Annotated in this window: 17 protein-coding genes; 16 read left to right on the plus strand and 1 reads right to left on the minus strand. The window is 66.3% G+C overall.

The features are described 5' to 3' along the window. The first annotated feature begins 1 nt into the window (after position 1). The 12 genes from dacB to FHE74_RS08410 are packed head-to-tail and all read left to right on the plus strand — an operon-like array spanning position 2 to position 10,510. Positions 2 to 1,294, plus strand: a complete 1,293-nt coding sequence (gene dacB / locus FHE74_RS08355) for a D-alanyl-D-alanine carboxypeptidase/D-alanyl-D-alanine endopeptidase (RefSeq protein ID WP_139466056.1) — start codon at positions 2 to 4, stop codon at positions 1,292 to 1,294. Continuing rightward, positions 1,295 to 2,227, plus strand: coding sequence for a tRNA lysidine(34) synthetase TilS (tilS, locus tag FHE74_RS08360; protein ID WP_342773745.1), 933 nt, complete (start codon positions 1,295 to 1,297; stop codon positions 2,225 to 2,227). A gap of 4 nt (positions 2,228 to 2,231) precedes the next feature. Continuing rightward, the gene (hpt, locus tag FHE74_RS08365; protein ID WP_139466057.1) at positions 2,232 to 2,819 is read left to right on the plus strand and encodes a hypoxanthine phosphoribosyltransferase; all 588 of its coding nucleotides are present in this window, start codon (positions 2,232 to 2,234) and stop codon (positions 2,817 to 2,819) included. 15 nt (positions 2,820 to 2,834) lie between these two features. Then, complete coding sequence (gene ftsH, locus FHE74_RS08370; RefSeq protein WP_139466058.1) at positions 2,835 to 5,294, plus strand: ATP-dependent zinc metalloprotease FtsH; 2,460 nt, start codon at positions 2,835 to 2,837, stop codon at positions 5,292 to 5,294. Then, positions 5,284 to 5,856, plus strand: a complete 573-nt coding sequence (gene folE / locus FHE74_RS08375) for a GTP cyclohydrolase I FolE (RefSeq protein ID WP_139466059.1) — start codon at positions 5,284 to 5,286, stop codon at positions 5,854 to 5,856. Before ftsH ends, folE begins: the two co-directional genes overlap by 11 nt. 2 nt (positions 5,857 to 5,858) lie before the next feature. Further along, on the plus strand, positions 5,859 to 6,713 hold the full coding sequence (gene folP, locus FHE74_RS08380; RefSeq protein ID WP_139466060.1) for a dihydropteroate synthase: 855 nt from the start codon (positions 5,859 to 5,861) through the stop codon (positions 6,711 to 6,713). Next, positions 6,706 to 7,083 carry a dihydroneopterin aldolase gene (gene folB, locus FHE74_RS08385; protein WP_139466061.1) on the plus strand — a complete coding sequence of 126 codons (378 nt, stop codon included), beginning with the start codon at positions 6,706 to 6,708 and terminating at the stop codon, positions 7,081 to 7,083. Before folP ends, folB begins: the two co-directional genes overlap by 8 nt. Continuing rightward, positions 7,080 to 7,571: a 2-amino-4-hydroxy-6-hydroxymethyldihydropteridine diphosphokinase gene (gene folK, locus FHE74_RS08390; RefSeq protein WP_139466062.1), complete on the plus strand. Its 492-nt coding sequence runs from the start codon at positions 7,080 to 7,082 to the stop codon at positions 7,569 to 7,571. The genes folB and folK overlap by 4 nt, the downstream gene beginning before the upstream one ends. 25 nt (positions 7,572 to 7,596) lie before the next feature. Further along, a complete protein-coding gene (locus tag FHE74_RS08395; RefSeq protein WP_139466063.1) occupies positions 7,597 to 8,067 on the plus strand; it encodes a DUF3180 domain-containing protein in 471 nt (156 codons plus the stop codon). A gap of 25 nt (positions 8,068 to 8,092) precedes the next feature. Next, positions 8,093 to 9,151 (plus strand): DUF6779 domain-containing protein, encoded by a 1,059-nt coding sequence (locus FHE74_RS08400; protein WP_139466064.1) that lies wholly within the window; start codon positions 8,093 to 8,095, stop codon positions 9,149 to 9,151. Continuing rightward, positions 9,148 to 9,696 carry a Rossmann-fold NAD(P)-binding domain-containing protein gene (locus tag FHE74_RS08405; RefSeq protein ID WP_139466065.1) on the plus strand — a complete coding sequence of 183 codons (549 nt, stop codon included), beginning with the start codon at positions 9,148 to 9,150 and terminating at the stop codon, positions 9,694 to 9,696. The genes FHE74_RS08400 and FHE74_RS08405 overlap by 4 nt, the downstream gene beginning before the upstream one ends. 10 nt (positions 9,697 to 9,706) lie before the next feature. Beyond that, a complete protein-coding gene (locus FHE74_RS08410) occupies positions 9,707 to 10,510 on the plus strand; it encodes a pantoate--beta-alanine ligase (RefSeq protein WP_139466066.1) in 804 nt (267 codons plus the stop codon). A gap of 124 nt (positions 10,511 to 10,634) precedes the next feature. On the opposite strand, the gene FHE74_RS08415 is transcribed toward FHE74_RS08410, so the two are convergent. Then, on the minus strand, positions 10,635 to 12,737 hold the full coding sequence (locus tag FHE74_RS08415; RefSeq protein WP_139466067.1) for a PhoX family protein: 2,103 nt from the start codon (positions 12,735 to 12,737) through the stop codon (positions 10,635 to 10,637). Between the two features lie 243 nt (positions 12,738 to 12,980). Here FHE74_RS08415 and FHE74_RS08420 point away from each other — a divergent pair, with 243 nt between their 5' ends. The 4 genes from FHE74_RS08420 to lysS all read left to right on the plus strand — a co-directional run bounded on the left by FHE74_RS08420 (position 12,981) and on the right by lysS (position 18,582). Further along, complete coding sequence (locus FHE74_RS08420) at positions 12,981 to 14,150, plus strand: globin domain-containing protein (RefSeq protein WP_139466068.1); 1,170 nt, start codon at positions 12,981 to 12,983, stop codon at positions 14,148 to 14,150. Between the two features lie 18 nt (positions 14,151 to 14,168). Next, positions 14,169 to 16,085: an aminodeoxychorismate synthase component I gene (gene pabB / locus FHE74_RS08425; RefSeq protein WP_139466069.1), complete on the plus strand. Its 1,917-nt coding sequence runs from the start codon at positions 14,169 to 14,171 to the stop codon at positions 16,083 to 16,085. Further along, entirely contained in the window at positions 16,082 to 16,810 is a 729-nt protein-coding gene (locus tag FHE74_RS08430; protein WP_180339725.1) for an aminotransferase class IV, read from the plus strand. The genes pabB and FHE74_RS08430 overlap by 4 nt, the downstream gene beginning before the upstream one ends. Positions 16,811 to 17,025: 215 nt before the next feature. Further along, positions 17,026 to 18,582, plus strand: a complete 1,557-nt coding sequence (gene lysS, locus FHE74_RS08435; protein WP_139466071.1) for a lysine--tRNA ligase — start codon at positions 17,026 to 17,028, stop codon at positions 18,580 to 18,582. Positions 18,583 to 18,669 lie beyond the last annotated feature (87 nt).

Below are 18,669 nucleotides of genomic sequence, written 5' to 3' on the forward strand. Positions count from 1 at the left end.
GATGAGCGCAAAGAACATAGCGATTGCCGCAGCCGCCGGGTTGCTCACCATTGGTGTGGGCGCCACGGCGGCGGTCGGCGTGCTGTCCCACCAGCAATACGCCCACCTGGATCACGGACAGCCGCTGTCGGTGACCGCTCCGCCGCGCGAGATCACCCCGGCCGGGATCGACGTGCAGCCGGTGGACAATAACGCGCTCAACGCCCAGCTCAGCGGCCTGGCTGCGGATCCGGCGCTGGGGACCATGCACGGCATTGTCACCGACTCCACCAGTGGCGAGGTGATATGGAGCCAGAACCCGGATGGTGCGCTCACCCCGGCCAGCTCCACGAAGGTGCTCACCGCGGCGGCTGCGGTGCTCTCTTTGCGTGAAGACTCCGTGCTCACCACCGAAGTCGTGCGCGGCCAGGCCCCCGGTTCGGTGGTCATTCGCGCGGCTGGCGATGTGTGGCTCACACCAGAAAAGATCGACGAGCTGGCCCGCGAGATCAAGGCCACGGGGATGAACGTAGACACCGTGGCGGTGGACACCTCGCTGTGGACCGGGCCGACCATCCTGGAGGGCTGGGATCCGACCAACGTGGATGGCGGCTACGTGGCGCCCCTGGAGCCGGCCATGATCTATGGCGGGCGCATCGGGGCCTCGGAAGGCGATGCCCCGCGCAGCCACACCCCGGCCGTGGACGTGGCCGGTGCGTTGGCGCAGCGCTTGGGTGCCCCGACCGTGGGAATGGGGCCGGCCCCGACGGGTGCAGACCCGATCGCCAGCGTCGATTCGCCCCCGCTGTCCGAGCGACTCAAGGAGATGCTGCTGCACTCCGACAACGTCATGGCCGAGGCCATCGGCCGCGAGGTCGCGCTTGGGCGCGGCACTGGTAACTCCGCGGATGCGGCCACCCGCGCGACCCTGGAGATTCTCACCGAGGCCGGCTTTGACACCTCCGAGACCACACTCAAGGACAACTCGGGCCTGAGCGTGGACAACAAGATCCGCCCGCAGCTGCTCAGCGACATCCTGACCGCCGGCGCGACCGGTGAGCGCCTGCGCCCCCTGCTGGCCGACCTCCCGGTGGCTTCGGGCGACGGCACGCTGGAGAATCGTTACCTGGACATGCCCGGCCGCGGCTGGGTGCGCGCCAAGACCGGCACCCTGACCGGCGTGAATGCCCTGGCCGGTTCGGTCACCGCGAAGTCCGGGCGCGTGTACACCTTCGCCTTCATCTCCAACGACGCCGACATCACCGCCGGGCGCCGCGCCCTGGATCGCATGGCTTCGGCCCTGCGGGAGGCCTAGGTGCTGGATTACCCCCGGGTAAGCCCGCACTTTCTCGCTTGTCGACGCTCCGTTAGACCACTTCGCCCCGCCCACCCCGACGTGGTGGTGGGCCTCTCCGGAGGAGCAGACTCCCTGGCCCTAGTGGCTGCGTGCGTGGCCGAAAAGTTTGCCGTGCACGCGGTGGTGGTTGACCACCAGTTGCAGGAGGGCTCCGCTGCGGTGGCCGAACGCGCAGCCGAGCAGGCCCGCGATCTGGGGGCGAGTGCTCAGGTCATCGCCGTCGACGTGGTTGATGATGGTGTGGGCATGGAGGCGGCGGCCCGGGAGGCTCGATACGCGGCGCTGCGGGAGGTAGCCGGCCAGCGCCCCGTCCTGGTAGCCCACACCGCAAATGACCAGGCCGAGACCTTGTTACTTGGACTCCTGCGCGGGCGAGCCGTGGGGATGAGCGCGGCCAGCGGGCAGATCCTGCGACCCTTCCTACAAATCCGCCGCGCCGACACCGAGGGGGCCTGCCGGGAGTTAGGGCTGGCCTGGTGGAGCGATCCGCACAACAACAATCCGGCGTTTGCCCGGGTGGCGGTGCGCACTCGCGTCATCCCGGAGCTCGAGCGCATCCTGGGCGGAGACGCCGTGGCCCCGCTGGCCCTGGCGGCGGAGAGGGCAGCGGCCGACGAGGCGCTACTAGCCGGGTGGGCAGATGGGCCCACCGACGACGCCCGCGAGCTGGCGAGCCTGCCCGAGCCGGTGCGCCGACGCCAGATCGTGGCCTGGTTGCAAGCCCATACGCTGCGGGTGAGCGATGGGGTGGTCCGGGGCATCGACAAGCTAGTGAGTGCGCGCGGAACAGGCGGAGTCGCCGCCGGTAAAGTAGGCGGAACACGGTTGGAGGTCCGCGTGATAGATGGCAGACTGACCGTTGTCCGTCAGGAGCAAGAAAGGCGCGTTTAGGCACATGCACGACACCAAGGATTTCCAGGTCCCGCCGCACCGCTACGGTGACGACGTCGAGTCCATCCTCATCAGCGAGGAGCAGCTGCAGGCTCGCATCCAGGAGCTGGCAGACAAGGTCTCCGAGCACTACCGAGACTCCGAGCAGGACCTCCTTTTGATCTGCGTGCTCAAGGGCGCAGTACTCTTCCTCACCGACTTCGCTCGCGCACTGAGCATTCCCAGCGAGATGGAGTTCATGGCTGTTAGTTCCTACGGCAACTCCACCTCCTCTTCGGGCGTGGTGCGCATTTTGAAGGACCTGGACCGCGACATCGCTGGCCGCGACGTGCTCATCGTCGAGGACATCATCGACTCCGGCCTGACCCTGAGCTGGCTGATGAAGAACCTGCGCGGCCGCAACCCCAAGTCGCTCAACGTGGTCACCCTCCTGCGCAAGCCCGAGGTGCAGACCGCGCAGGTCGACCTGTTCGACGTCGGCTTCGACATCCCCAACGAGTTCGTCATCGGCTACGGCCTGGACTACGCCGAGCGCTACCGCGACCTGCCGTACGTAGGCACCCTGCACCCGCGCGTGTACGGCGGCAAGTAAGAAACCCCACACAGAATGAACAACAAGAAGATTCTCAACCTCGGGCTGGCCGCCGCGGTCGCCCTGGTGCTCATCTTTATCACCACCACGCTGCTTGACCCCACGCGCTCGTTCATGCGCGTGGACACCTCGGTGGCGATCCAGCAACTCAGCGACTCCAACGTCAAGGAGGCGCAGATCGACGATCGCGAGCAGCGCCTGCGCCTGGAGCTCAAGGAGCCCATCACGGTTGAGGAACGCGAAGGCGTCACCGAGATCATCACCCAGTATCCGGCGCGCACGGCACCGCAGATTTTCGACGCCGTGCAAAAAGCGGATGCGGAGAAGTACACCACGAATGTCACGCAGGATTCCTTCCTGCTGAACATGCTGGGCTTCCTGCTGCCCTCCCTGCTGATCTTCGGCCTTCTCTTCTTCTTTATCACCCGCATGCAGTCCGGCGGGGGCGGCATGTTCGGCATCGGCGGCAACAAGGCCAAGCAGCTGACCAAGGACATGCCCACCAACACCTTCGAGGATGTGGCGGGTGCCGACGAAGCCGTCGACGAGCTGCAGGAAGTCGTGGACTTTCTGCAGGACGGCTCGCGCTACGAAAAGCTGGGCGCCAAGATCCCCAAGGGCGTGCTGCTCTACGGCCCTCCCGGTACCGGTAAGACGCTGATTGCGCGCGCGGTGGCCGGTGAGGCCGGCGTGCCGTTCTACACCATCTCCGGTTCGGACTTCGTGGAGATGTTTGTGGGCGTGGGCGCCTCGCGTGTGCGTGACCTGTTCAAGCAGGCCCGCGAGAACTCGCCCTGCATCATTTTCGTCGACGAGATCGACGCGGTCGGTCGCCAGCGTGGCTCCGGCATGGGCGGTGGCCACGACGAGCGCGAGCAGACCCTGAACCAGCTGCTGGTGGAGATGGACGGCTTCGGCGATCGCGAGGGCATCATCCTCATCGCGGCCACGAACCGCCCCGACATCCTCGACCCGGCGTTGCTGCGCCCGGGCCGCTTCGACCGCCAGATCCCGGTGACCAACCCGGATCTGGCCGGCCGCCAGCAGATCCTCAAGGTGCACGCCAAGGGCAAGCCGATGGGCCCGGATGCGGACCTCGACGCCCTGGCCAAGCGCACCGCCGGCATGTCCGGCGCCGACCTGGCCAACGTAATCAACGAGGCCGCGCTGCTGACCGCCCGCATCGGCGGCAACATCATCACCGCCGACGCACTGGAGGAGGCCACCGACCGCGTGATTGGCGGACCGCGTCGTTCCTCCAAGATCATCAGCGAGCAGGAGAAGAAGGTCACCGCCTACCACGAGGGCGGCCACACCCTGGCCGCGTGGGCTCTCAAGGACATTGAGCGCGTGTACAAGGTGACCATCCTCGCGCGCGGGCGCACCGGCGGTCACGCCATGACCGCCCAGGAAGACGACAAGGGGATGTACACCATCTCCGAGCTCTACGCTCGCCTGGTCTTTGCCATGGGCGGCCGCGCTGCCGAGGAGGTCGTCTTCGGTGCTCCCACCACGGGTGCCTCGGCCGACATTGAGCAGGCCACCAAGATCGCCCGCTCCATGGTCACCGAGTACGGCATGGCCCCGGCCCTGGGCCCCATCAAGTACGGCACCGAGCAGGGCGATCCCTTCTCGGGTGCCGGCGGAGGCGGGCAGCTCGACTACTCGCCCGAGGTGGCCGAGCAGATCGACATCGCCGTCGCTCACCTCATCCGCTCTGCGCACCGCCGCGCCTACGACATCCTCACCGCCCAGCGCGATCACCTTGACCGGCTGGCTGAGAAGCTGCTGGAGAAGGAGACGCTGCGTCGGCCTGACCTGGAGGCCCTGTTCAGCGACATCGAGCCCGAGCCGGTGGGCAACATCTTCCCGGGCACCCCGGAGGAGTTCCCGCGCCAGCTGGGCCGCGAGCCGGTGAAGACTCCGACCGAGCTGGCCATCGAGCGTGGCGAGGAACCACCCAAGCGCTTCAGCCTGCTCGAGGCCTCCAAGAAGGCTCGCGCCGAGCGCATGAAGGAGCTCGAAGAGTCCCGCAAGCAGGAGGCCGCCAAGTCCACCTCGCCGTGGTCGCACTCCGGCGGCTCCACCCGCGCCTCGGCCCCGCAGAACGAGGGCGGCAAGCACGCCAAGCCGGAGGCGCCGAGCCCGCGCTACGAGGGCACCCCGCCGCCGAAGGACTGGCACATTCCGGGTTGGCCACAGGCCTCGCAGCCTTCCCAGCCCTCCCAGCCTGCGCCCAAGCCGCAGGAGTCGCCCCGCGAAGACTCTGCTCCCAATGAGCATCCGGGCATGAAGAACTACTCGGATGAGGAGCCCATCGGTTTCCGCCTGCCGGAGAACGAGCGCCCCGATAACCAGGAGCGCGCCGAAGACAACGAAGCCGCGAAAAATTCTGAGACCAGCGAGATGCCGCGGGTGCTGGATCCGACCCAGGACTTTGGCAACGGCTCGGGTGAGGGCAAGAATGAGCGCTAACTTCGACGCAGCCCGCGCCGAGGCTGCCGTGCGCGAGCTCCTGCTGGCCGTGGGAGAGGACCCGGACCGCGAAGGCCTGCGCGAAACACCTGCCCGGGTGGCGCGCGCCTTCCGCGAGAACTTCGCCGGCCTGGGGGTGGATCCGGCCGAGGTGCTGGAGCGCACGTTCAGCGAGGATCACCAGGAACTCGTCCTGGTCAAGGACATCCCCATCTACTCGATGTGCGAACACCACCTCCTGCCGTTTTTCGGCGTGGCCCACATCGGCTACATCCCCAACAAGCAGGGCAAGGTCACGGGGTTGTCCAAGCTCGCGCGCCTGGCCGACCTTTATGCCAAGCGCCCGCAGGTGCAGGAGCGCCTGACCTCCCAGATCGCGGACGCGCTGGTCGATCGCCTCCAGGCCCAGTCCGTCATCGTCGTCATCGAGTGCGAGCACCTGTGCATGGGCATGCGGGGCATCCGCAAGCCGGGTGCGATGACCACCACGTCCGCCGTGCGCGGCGGATTCAAGCAGTCCGCGGCCTCGCGCGCTGAGGTCTTGAGCCTGATCAGGGGATAACCATGGTGCTGTCACTGGAAACGTCCGGGCGCTGCCAGATCATGGGCATCGTCAACGTCACCGAGGATTCCTTCTCCGACGGCGGCAAGTGGTTGGCCACCGACGCCGCCATCGCACACGCCCATGAGCTTGTCGACGCCGGTGCGGACATCATCGACGTCGGCGGCGAATCCACCCGCCCGGGTGCCACCCGCGTTGCCGCCGAAGACGAGATCGCCCGCGTGGTCCCGGTTGTGAAGGCCCTGGCCTCCGAGGGCATCGCGGTGAGCGTGGACACGATGCGCGCTGCCACGGCCCGCGCGGTGGCGGATGCTGGGGCGCAGATGCTTAACGACGTCTCCGGCGGCCTGGCAGATCCAGACATGTTCCAGGCTATGGCCGACACCGGCCTGGCGGTCTGCCTGATGCACTGGCGCACCGTCAATGGCCAGGACTTCGCCGAGGCTTCCGGTTCGGCCGACCACGGCGGCGATGTGGTGGCGGATGTGCGCCGCGTGCTGGCTGATTGCGCCTCGAAGGCTGTCGACGCTGGCGTGGACCCCTCACGCATCGTCTTCGACCCGGGCCTGGGCTTTGCCAAGACCCCGGAAGAGAACTGGCAGCTGCTTCATGCCCTGCCCGAGCTCGTGGCCGAGGGCACTCCCATCCTGGTCGGGGCCTCCCGCAAGCGGTTCTTGGCCGGAATTCGCCGCGAGCGGGGCCTGAACCCGACCCCGCAGGATGCCGACCCGGCCACCGCCGCAGTGACCGCCCTCTCCGCAGCAGCCGGGGCGTGGGCCGTGCGCGTCCACGAGGTGGCCACCAACCGGGATGCCGTCGACGTGGCTGCTGCATGGAACGGAGGTAAGCGTGGCTGATCGCATCGAACTCAAGGGCCTGCGGGCCTACGGCTACCACGGGGTGCTCGCGCACGAGCGGGAGTTTGGCCAGCGCTTCAGCGTGGACATCACCTGCTGGCTGGACACCTCCCAGGCCGCGGCCAACGATGATCTGACCCAGACCGTCAACTACGCCGAGCTCGCCGAGATGGCACACGGTGTGGTCACCGGTCAGCCGCGCGACCTCATCGAGACGGTGGCGGCCGAGATCGCCGAAACCGCCCTGGCCACGTACGAGCAGTTGCACGCCGTCGAGGTCACCGTGCACAAACCACATGCACCCATCGCGCTGACCTTCGATGATGTCGCCGTGGTTGCCCGTCGCTCCCGGAAAGGAATGCGCTCATGAGGGCTGTCTTATCGATCGGTTCCAACATGGCAGATAGCCATGCTCTGCTGCGCAGCGTGGTCGACGAGTTCGCAGACGAGCTCGTCGCTGCCAGCGACCTGTACCGCACGCCCGCCTGGGGCCTGGAGGATCAACCGGACTTTCTCAACGCCGTGCTGATCGTCGAGGTGGACTCCACACCCGAGGAGCTCTTGGCTCGCGGCCAGAAGCTGGAGCAGCGCGCGGATCGCGTGCGCACAGTGCGCTGGGGACCGCGCACACTGGACGTGGACATCGTCGCGCTTGGCGACGCCCCCGCCTACGCCCACACCGAGAACACCCCGCTGCTGGCCGTGCCGCACCCGCACGCCCACGAGCGGGCATTTGTGCTGGTTCCGTGGCTGCACATCGAGCCCGACGCGCAGCTAAACGGCACGCCTATCGCCGACCTGGTCGATGAACTCGACGCGCTCGAGGTAGCCAGCGTGGCTACCCTGGGCCGCATCTAGGCAGACGCTGAAGGAGGCCTGCGACATGACCACCACGCGCATTCCCGCACTGCTGGCCACGTGGGCCTTCATCACCGCCGCCGTGGCCATGATCGCCTGGAGGTTGTACGGCTACCTTCCTCCCGTCCAGGTTTCCGGGGCCGTGACACTGTGGTTGCTGGCGGTGGTGGTTGTGGTGCTCGTTGTGGTGGTCAGGGCGTCGATAAGCGAGGAACATCGCATCGGGCTGGACCGAACCCAACTCAATCCCATGACCATCGCGCGCATGATGGTGGTGGGCAAGGCCGCCGCGTGGACCGGCGCGATCATGGCTGGCGGATACTCGGGGCTCGCGCTGTACCTGGTGCCCAAGTTGCAAAAGCTGGCCGCCGCGGGTGACGAGCTGCCGATTGTGATCGCCGGACTGATTGGTGCGGTGGTGCTGGGCGTGGCGGGCGTTGTGCTCGAGCGGCACTGCCAAACGCCGCCGCCGACGGACGCCTCTCCGGCCACTTAAGCACCACTTGGTTAAAGTAGTGGGCATGACTCACCAACACGACGGTCACCATGCGCAGAAGTCAACCGACGGTGGGCAGATCGCGCTCATCGTCCTCGTCGTGCTCGCGGCTGTGGCCAGCGTGATCATGCTGCTCACCGATAGCGCCTGGGCACTCAAGCTCGCCCTGGTTGCGGCCCTGTGGGCGGCCTGCATCGGCTTTATCCTGGTCTTCCGCTACCGTTCGCAGGCCACCGAGGCGCTGCAGCGCGAGCAAGAGTCGTACAAGCTTGCCGACGAACGCGAGGCCCGGCACAACGAAGAGTTGCGTGCCGCCCGCGAGGGGCTGCCCGTGGTGGAGTCGACCGACGAGCGCACCGCGGAGATGCTGGGTGAACTGCGGGAGGAGATCACCAAGCTGCGCGCTCAGATCGAAGAGCTTTCCGGACGCAGCTTCGGTTACGAGCAGGCCGCGATTCGCGCCGAGTCGCGCCGCATCCTGGAGCTGAACAACACGGAGGCCTCCGCGACCAAGCCGTCGTTTGCGGCGGAACCGGAAGCGGAGCCGGAGCCACGCGTTGAGCCGCGTGTTGAGCCCAAGCCGGAGCCGGCGCCCGCGCGCGCCACCGTCACCGAAGTCGAGCCCGAGCCGGTCAAGACTGGGTCCCACCGCCGCCCGCAGGGTGCCCCGAGTGCCGATGCGGTTGCCGGCAAGCTGGGGCGCCAGCCGCAGCGGCCCACCAGCCCCAACCCGTTGAGCGCCCTGATCACGGAAAACAAGCGCCGCGAGCAGAACGAACAGGAGGCGGCCCCGAAGCAGACCAGCTCGTACCGCACGAGCCTGCGCCCGCAGTCCGAGGCCAAGCCGGCGGCAGAACCCGTCGCGGAGCCGCCTGCCGAGCCTGCGCCCAAGCCCGCCTGGCAGGATCGCATTTTCGATTGGGAGACTGACGACACCGCAACTTTCGGCGTGGTCAAGGACCCCGAGCCGCAGCCAGCTGCAGAGGACGAGGCAGCCCGGCATGGCCGTCGTCGCCGCGACGAGAACACCACGGGTGTCTCGGTCGCCGAGCTGCTTGCCAACATGCGCAAGGGCGACAAGTGACCCCACCGCGCTTGCGGGTGGCCACCTACTTTCGCCCGCCTTTTCCCGGTGCCAATGACGACCTGGCGCTGGGCCTTGATGCGGCCGGGCATGAGGTGCGTAAGCTCGGATCGCTCGACGAGGCCGCCAGCGCCGACTGCATTCTGGTGACGGTTCCGGGCCAGGAGCTTGCGGGGGTCGTCGAGAAGCTAGCTGGGCATGTGCGCCCCGGGCAGATCGTCGTGCACACCTCGCTCGACCACGGGGCCGAGGCACTCGATGCTGTGGAGCTCAAGGGTGCGCACGTGGCCGCGATGGCGCAGGTTAATTCGGCATTGTGGGCCGTGGATTTTCTCGACCCGGCAGGCGAGGCGATCGTCAACGCCTTCGCCATGGAGTGCCACGCCAGCACGATTCGCGTGCAGGGAAGCCTGCGCGGTCCAGTGCTCAACGAGGTGCTGCTGCTCAACCAGATCCCCGAGCACCTGGTCGGCGAGCTGGAGCCGGAAGCCCTGCGTCAGCTGCGCCTGCTCATCGCTTTCCAGGAGGATGCGTTCGAGGGTTAACCTATGTGGCATGACGATGACCAGTGGTGAGGCCGTAACCGTTGCAGACCTCGAGCGCATTCGCATGGTGGGAAGCGCTCTGCGCAAGACCGGCCGCCCGGTCATTCTGGTGCCTCTTGGCTCGGACGTCCATGCTGGTCACATCGCTCTGATCCGCGCCGCGCGCAGCGTGCCGCGCGCTTGCGTCGTGGTGGCCTATTCCGGCGATGCGGACGATCCCATTTTTGCTCGCGAGAAGGTCGACGTGGTCTGGCACGTTCAGGATTCCGACCTCTGGCCGAGCGGTCGCCGCGTGCGCCTTGCTGCGCAGACCGCCTTCGAGGACGTCGACGACGAGCTCACCCGCATCATCGCGCTCATCGGCGCTTTGGGGCCGAGCGAGGTCGTGGTGGGGGAGAAGGACTGGGAGCTGGCGTGGGCGGTGCAGCGCGCTGTGCGGGATCTGCACCTGCCCACTGCGGTCAAGAGCGTGCCGACGGTACGCATGCCCAACGGGTTGGCTATCTCCCTACGCAATACCCAGGTGGCCGAGGACTGCCGCGAGCAAGCATCTGCCCTCTCCGCCGCCCTGGTTGCCGGAGCCCACGTGGCCGAGCAGGGCCGCGAGGCTGTGGTGCGGGTTGCTCGCGACGTGCTCGCGGCGGCAGGCATTGAGCCCGAGTACCTCGAGCTGACAGCTCGCGACATGGGCCCGGCACCGGAAACCGGGGACGGGCGGTTGCTCGTGGCCGCCGAGATCGGTGGGGTCCGGCTTATCGACAACGTAGGCGTCCCCATTGGAATCGGCTTCCGCAACCTGGACGGCGAGGCTTAAGGGGTTTCGGGTGCTGATTGCTTCCGGTCGTCAGTAAGCCAGCAAAAAGCCCCGGCCAGCACTCCGCGAGGGAGCGCGCCGGGGCCTTGAGCCAGAAAGCTAGAAAGCCAGAGAGGCCTTTAGGCTAGGAGCCGATCTTGCCGCCGTCAGCCTTCCAGACCACGGCCACGCCCGGACGCGGAGGCTTGTTGCCACCATCGGGCCAGTGGGAGGTCGGGTTCTCGACGGTGGCGTCGTCGTCCTCACCCGGGTGCTGGACGCACACCAGCACGCGCTTGTCGTCGACGATCGGGCCGCACGTCTCGGCGTCGTTAGGCACAGTCAAGAAGCACTTGGTCAGGCCGCGCTGCTCGCCCTCAACCGCGACGGCGTAGAGGCCATCGTGGCTGTCCAGGGCGTTGCCGTCGGTGGAGATCCACAGGTTGCCGTGGGAGTCGAAGGCCACGTTGTCGGGGCAGGAGATCGGGGAAACCTTGGACTTATCAAAGCCACCGAAGTAGCTGTAGGCCTCGTCGGGGTCGCCGCAGACCAGGAGGAGGTTCCAGGTGAACTCGGTGCCGGCGAAGTCGTCGTCGATCTCCATGACCAGGCCGTTCTTGTTCTCCCGCATCGGGGCGTACTCCTTGACGTCCTCCTTGGACTTCTTGGCGTTCTCGCCGGTAGCACCGCGGTAGGAGTTGTTGGTCAGGGCGACGTAGACCTTCTCGTTGACCGGGTTGACCTCGAAGTCCTCCGGGCGGTCCATCTTGGTGGCGCCCACCTTGTCAGCAGCGAGGCGGGTGAACAGGAATACCTCTGCGCCGTCCATGCCCTCAACGTGGGACTCGGCGGTGCCGTCCTCCTTGGCGGTTGCCAGCGGGATCCAGGAACCCTTGCCGTCAAACTTGCCGTCCTCCGGAACCTCGCCGGAGCCGTCGATCTCCTCTGCCGGGGAGTTGCCCTCCAGCTTGCCCACGTAGAGGGTGCCGGAGTCGAGGATGGTCATGTTGTGGGCGACGTCGCCCTCCTTGACCTTCTTGTCGGAGACGAACTTGTAGATGTACTCGAAGCGGGCGTCGTCACCGGAGTAGGCGACTACGGTGCCGTCCTGGGTGACGTGGACGTTTCCGGCCTCGTGCTTGAAGCGGCCTAGGGCGGAGTGCTTGACCGGGGTGGAGTTCGGGTCGAAGGGGTTGACCTCGACGATGTAGCCGAAGCGGTTGAACTCGTTGGGCTCCTTGGCCATGTCGAAGCGGTCCTCGAAGAGCTCCCAGCCACGGGTGGTCTGGCCCTCTTCTTCGACGCCCATGCGCTCGGCGTATTCCTTGTTGCGCCCCTCGAGCTTGCCGGCGTTGGTCCAGTAGGAGTCGTAGTTTTCCTCACCGGAGAGGTAGGTACCCCACGGGGTGACGCCACCGGCGCAGTTGGACAGGGTGCCGTGGACGATGGTGCCGGTCGGGTCGTAGCTGGTCTTCAGCAGCTCGTGGCCGGCGGCCGGACCAGTGATCTTAAAGGGCGTGTTGCCGGTGATGCGGCGGTTGAGCGGGCCGAATGCGCGGGTGAGCTTGCCGGTCTTCGGGTCCTTGGTCACCTCGAGGATGGTGTGGCCGTGGTTGGCCAAGCCGATCTTGACCTGCTCCTCGGTGGGGTTGTCCGCATCGTAGTTCGGGAACATGTGCGGCTCGGTGGTGTACTCGTGGTTGCACACGTACACCATGCGGTCCGGGTTGTCCGGGTGCTCGAAGAGGCCGGCGAAGTCGTTGTTGAAACCGAACTGCTTCTCGGCGGCCTCGGCGGTCTGGTTGTTGATGTCGAACTCAGGCGCGCCCTCGATAACCGGGTCGCCCCAGGCGATGAGCACGGACTGCTCGTAGCCCTCCGGGATAACGACCTTGTCCTCGGTGTTGGGCTCGACGACCGGGAACTTCATGCCCTCCGGCGCCTCAACGGGAGCGGCAGAGGAGGACTTGGCGGAGGAGCCAGCGGAGGAGGAGCTGGAGCCGGCGTTGCTGGAGGCCTCCTCGGCGCTGGAGCACGCAGCCAGGGCAGCCGAACCACCAACGGTAACCACGGTCAGGCCGCCGGCCTTCAGGGCGGAGCGGCGCGACATCAAGTCTCCGAAGTAGGTGTTGTCGGACTTGTTGTCGCACTCGCCGAGGCAGGCGTTGCCGCACTTGTAGGTGCAGGTCATGCTGGTTCGGCTAGAAAAGAACTTGTTCGTCAGAAGGTTCAGGCCCTTGATCGGCATTGGCGCTCTCCATACAGATGTTTTACGTGCGCGGACGTTGCGACGATAAGGAGCCAAAGTGTCTGCCATTCATGCGCAGAGTTACGGGTACGTGAACTTTGAGCGCACTCACAGCTAACTGCCATTTTTGCAACACTTTCGTGCCTTAATTCACTGTCCGGACATGCAGGGGCGCCCGCCCGTCGGTAGGGTTTATACTGAAAAACCCGTAAGAAAAGACCGTCGATAAGCGAGGGAACAACAATGCACCTGGACTACCTACCCAGCACCGACACCCACCTGAGCCCGGAGCATGAGGAGCTCGTGCGCGCGACCCTGCCGGCGGTGGGGGAGAACATCCACACCATCGCGCACACCTTCTACGGCAAGATGTTCAGCGCGCATCCGGAGCTGCTGCGCGACACGTTCAACCGCGGCAACCAGAAGTCGGGCGAGCAGCAAAAAGCGCTGGCGGCGTCCGTGGCCACCTTTGCCACCATGCTTGTGGATGAGAACGCACCGGATCCGGTGCACATGCTCGATCGGATCGCGCACAAGCACGTCTCGCTGGGCATCGTCGAGGAGCAGTACCCGATCGTTCACGACAACCTCCTCGCCGCCGTGGCCGAGGTACTGGGCGACGCCGTGACCGAGGACGTCGCCGCCGCTTGGTCGGCCGTCTACTGGCTCATGGCCGACGTGCTGATCAAGCACGAGCGCGAGCTCTACCGCTCCAACGACCTGGCAGATGGCGACGTCTTCCGCACCGTCACCGTGGCCGCCAAGGAGCAGCTCACCGACAACGTTCTGCGCCTGCGCCTCGAGGGCGATCTGGTGGCGCCGCTGCCGGGGCAGTACACGTCGGTGGGGGTGAAGCTTGACGACGGTGCTCGCCAGCTGCGTCAGTACTCCATCATCAAGGGTGATGACCGCGCCTACGAGATCGCCGTGCAGCGCGATGGCGAGGTCTCGGCATGGCTGTTCGACAAGATCGCCCAGGGAGATTCCATCGAGGCCACCATCGCAGCTGGTGACCTGGTGCTCGAGGAGGGCGACGAGGACGTGGTTCTCATCTCCAGCGGCATCGGTTCGACCCCGATGGTGGGCATGCTCAACCACCTGCGCGAGCAGGAGTCCACGCGCCGGGTTGTGGTGTGCCACGTTGACGAGTCGGAGCAGACTTTTGCCCAGCGCGCCGAGGTTCGCCAGCTGGTCGATGGCCTGGCGGGCGCCGAGCTGCACGAGTACTTCCGCGCCCAGGAGCAGCGCCTGGACGTGACCAAGCTCGACCTGGCTGGCGCCCATGTTTACCTCTGCGGTGGCACCAACTTCCTGCAGGGGCTGCGCGCTCAGCTCGAGGCGCTGCCGGAAGGAAAGCGCCCGGCGGAGGTCTCCTACGAGATGTTCTCCCCGAACGACTGGCTGCTCGGCTAAGCCCCTAAAGTTTTCGGGGTGCGCATCCTCGTTATCGACAACGTCGATTCCTTCACCTGGAACCTGGTGTCCTACGTGGAGGACCTCACCGGCACCCGGCCCACGGTGATCAGCAACGCCGAGCCCGGGTGGGATGCACGGCGCATGAGCGAGTTCGACGCGATCATCGTTTCGCCCGGACCCGGTAGCCCGCGCGTGCCGGCCGATGTGGGCCTGAGTGCCCTGGCGTTTACCGAGGTCCAGGTGCCCACCCTGGGTGTTTGTCTAGGCCATCAGCTGCTGGGGCATGTTTTTGGCGCGCAGGTAGTGCGCGCGCCCGAGCCTGTGCACGGTCAGGTGCACACCATCACGCACACTGGCGCGGAGTTGTTTCGCGGCCTGCCAGAGAGTTTGCCGGTGGTGCGCTATCACTCGCTGATCGCCTCGCAGGTCCCGCCGGAGCTCGAGGTCACCGCGACTACCGAGGACGGCCTGGTCATGGCCATGCAGCACACCCGCCTGCCCTACTGGGGTGTGCAGTTCCATCCGGAGTCGATCGGCGGGTTCGACGGGCATCAGCTGATCGCTAACTTTCTGCGCCTGGCCCGTCGGTGGCGCCTCCACGTGCACACCGTGGACCTGCAGGTCGATGCCGCCAGCGTCTACGAGGCCCTGTTCGCGAAGTCCGAGCACGCTTTCTGGCTCGACTCTTCCGCGCCCGAGCTACCCAACGGACGCTACTCCTACCTGGGCGATGCCAGCGGCCCGCTCGCGCGCGTGCGCTCGGGAAGCGAGCCGGGGTTCTTCGACTGGCTAGAGCGCGACCTTTCTGCGTTCGACGTGGATGCCGACGTGGACTTCGACTTCACCCTCGGCTGGGTCGGCGCTCTGGGCTACGGGCTCAAGCAGGAGTGCGGCTCCGCTGGTGTTGATAGCGCCGAGCCGAACTATGCGCTCATCTTCGCCGACCGCGCCGTGGTCATCGACCACCTGGAGCACCGCGTCCACCTCATCGCGCTGCTGGGTTCGGAGCACGACGCGCAGCAGGTGCGGTGGTGCGCGGAGACGGCTGAGCGGTTGTCTGGTCTGTCTGCGTCTGCGGCGGGCAGTATCGGCGAGCTGAGCGACCTGCGCCTCGAGCACTCCAAAGCCGACTACCTCGGCCTCATCGCCCACTGCCTCGAAGAGATCCGCGCCGGCAACAGCTATGAGGTCTGCCTGACCAACCGCCTCTACGCCACCGGCCGCCTCCACGTGGATAACGCTTATCGACGGCTGCGAGACAACAATCCGACCCCCTTCGGCGCACTCCTCAAATCCGGCGACCTGGCTCTGCTCTCGAGCTCGCCGGAGCGCTTTATCCGGATCGACCGCTTCGGGCGGGCCGAGTCCAAGCCGATCAAAGGAACCCGCCCGCGCTCTGCCGACCCCTCGGTGGATGCCGCCTTGAAGGCCGATCTGGCCTCGCACCCCAAGGACCGGGCCGAGAACCTCATGATCGTCGACCTGGTGCGCAACGACCTGACTGCCTTCGCGCAGGCTGGCAGCGTGCGCGTCGACAAGCTCTGGGACGTGGAAAGCTACGCCACCGTCCACCAGCTCGTGAGCACTGTCAGCTGCCAGCTGGCTGCGGGAGTCAGCCCGGTGCGCCTGGTACGCGCGGCCTTTCCCGGCGGGTCGATGACCGGGGCGCCGAAGATTCGCACCATGGAGATCATCGACCGCCTCGAGGGGGTCGGCCGGGGACTGTACTCCGGGGCGATCGGTTACTTTTCGCTTAATGGCGCGGTGGACCTGAGCATGACCATCCGCACGATCGTCGCCCAGCCCGACGGGATCACCTACGGGGTGGGAGGGGCCATCCTGGCGCTTTCTGACCCCGAGGACGAATGGGCCGAGATACAAACCAAGAGCGCGCCATTGCTGCGCTTGCTCGGGCAGGAGTTTCCCTCGTGAGCACTTTCGTGTGGGACGGGGAGCGGCTGCAGCCTGGGGTTACTGGCGAGGGCCACTTGGAGGCTGCCGACTCGTACCTCGTGGCCGACGGTCTGGTTGTAGGCCGGAGCCTTCACGAGGAGCGCTTTGTTTTCGGGGCCGGAGATGAGGCGCGGCCGTTCTTGCAAGCCGTGCGCGAAGTGATTCCGGCGCGCGGGCGATGGTTTCCGCGTGTGGAATCGCGTGCCGGGAGGTTGTGCGTGCAGGTGCGCCCGGCACCACGGCTGCGCACCCACTCGGTGCTGTGGTGTCCGGATGCGGTTGACCCGCGCGTTCAGCCGACGGTGAAGGGGCCGGACCTGGACGTGCTGGCTGGTTGGCGCAGTGCTTCTGCCCGCGCGGGTGCCGACGACGCCTTGCTGGTCGGCCCCGACGGGCACGTACACGAGGCGGCCAACTCTGCCCTGGTGTGGTGGGAGGATGGCCGCTTGATGGTTCCCGACGCGCCGGGGCACCAGCTGGACTCGGTGACTTTGGCCTGCACCCAGGACGTTTTAGGGGCGGTGGGCCGACGGCCAATCCGCGCGGAGGAGCTGATGGCCTTTCCTGTGTGGGTAGGTAGCTCGCTGCACGGGTGGACAGCAGTAAGCCGGTGGATCCTGGCTGGGGGCCAGCAGGTGGAGGGGCACGAATCACCGGTCTCTCCGGAAACCGTAAACGTCGCGTTATGGGAGCGGGCCGAGTAGGGGTTTGCGGTCGACCGGAACGGCCACCCCTCGCTTCCGGTCGACCATGATACGTTTTGTGGGAACCGCGACCTGGGGTTTTATCCCGACAACACCCGCTTACGGTCGACCGGAAGGCCCCATCCTCGCTTCCGGTCGACCGCAATCCGCGCTGAACTGTCAAACCCACCGTCTGGTGACCACACCAGCGCCCAAGTGGATTAGGGTTAGGGAGCGTGACTGACGCAAAGAACCATGATCTTCCCGAGCAGACCCGTATTCGACGCGAAAAGCGCCAGAAGTTTCTGGACAACGGCCTGTCCCCGTACCCGGTCGAGGTCGATCGCACTACCTCCATCGAGGATCTGCGCGCTGCTTACGTCGTAACCGAAGAGCCTGGCAACGAGCCCGGTGTCACCTACCTGGCCCCGGGTGAGGAGACCCAGGACGAGGTCGCAATCGCCGGGCGCATCATGTTCCAGCGCAACACGGGCAAGCTGTGCTTCGCCACCCTCCAGGAGGGCAATGGCACGCAGGTGCAGGCCATGCTTTCTTTGGCCGAGGTCGGCGAGGAGGCCTTGGCTGCTTGGAAGTCCGACGTGGATTTGGGCGATATTGTTTCGGTGCGCGGGCGCGTTATTGCGTCGCGACGCGGCGAGCTCTCCGTGCAGGCCAAGTCCTGGACGATGAACTCCAAGGCCCTGAAGCCGCTGCCGGTGGCTTTCGCGGACATGAGCGAGGATCAGCGGGTGCGTCACCGCTACACGGACCTCATCATGCGCGAGGATGCCCGCAAGAACGCCATGATTCGCATCAAGGTCATGCGCGCGCTGCGTAACTTCCTGGAGTCGCAGGGCTTCTACGAGATCGAAACCCCGATGCTGCAGACCCTGCACGGTGGCGCAGCGGCTCGTCCGTTTGTGACTCACTCCAACGCCCTGGACATTGACCTTTACCTGCGCATCGCCCCCGAGCTGTACCTCAAGCGCGCAGTGGTTGGCGGCATCGAGCGTGTCTTCGAGGTCAACCGCAACTTCCGCAACGAGGGTGTGGACTCCACCCACTCGCCGGAGTTCTCCATGCTGGAGACTTACCAGGCGTGGGGCACCTACGAGGACGGTGCGCGCCTGATCCGCGAGCTCGTGCAGTCCGTGGCCACGGAGGTCTTCGGCTCCACCACGGTCACGCTTGCCGACGGCACCGAGTACGACCTCGGCGGCGAGTGGAAGTCGATCGAGATGTACCCGTCGCTCAACGAGGCTCTGCAGCGCAAGTTCCCCGGCCAGCCGGAGGTGACCGTCGACAGCACCGTCGAGGAGCTCAAGGCGATCGCCGAGGTCATCGGGTTGGAGGTGCCGGCCAAGGGCGGTTGGGGCCACGGCAAGCTCGTCGAGGAGATCTGGGAGCTGCTGTGCGAGGACCAGCTCTACGGCCCGATCTTTGTCAAGAACTTCCCGGTGGAGACCTCGCCGCTGACCCGCGATCACCGCACCGAGCGCGGCGTGACCGAGAAGTGGGATCTTTACGTGCGTGGCTTCGAGCTGGCCACCGGTTACTCGGAGCTGGTGGACCCGGTGATCCAGCGCGAGCGCTTCGAGGACCAGGCTCGCCTGGCCGCCGGCGGTGACGACGAGGCCATGGTGCTCGATGAGGACTTCCTCGCCGCCATGGAGCAGGGCATGCCGCCGACGTCTGGTAACGGTATGGGCATCGACCGCTTGCTCATGGCCCTGACCGGCCTGGGCATTCGCGAGACCGTGCTCTTCCCGATGGTCAAGCCCGAAAACAAGTAGTGCCCCCTTTCTCCCGGGACCCGGGCTGGGAGAAACGTCGATAAGCCCTCTACTCTGTGAAGTCTTCGACCGACAACAGTAGAGGGT

This window comes from Corynebacterium tapiri, from assembly GCF_006334925.1.
In the GTDB taxonomy this organism is placed as follows: Bacteria; Actinomycetota; Actinomycetes; order Mycobacteriales; family Mycobacteriaceae; genus Corynebacterium; species Corynebacterium tapiri.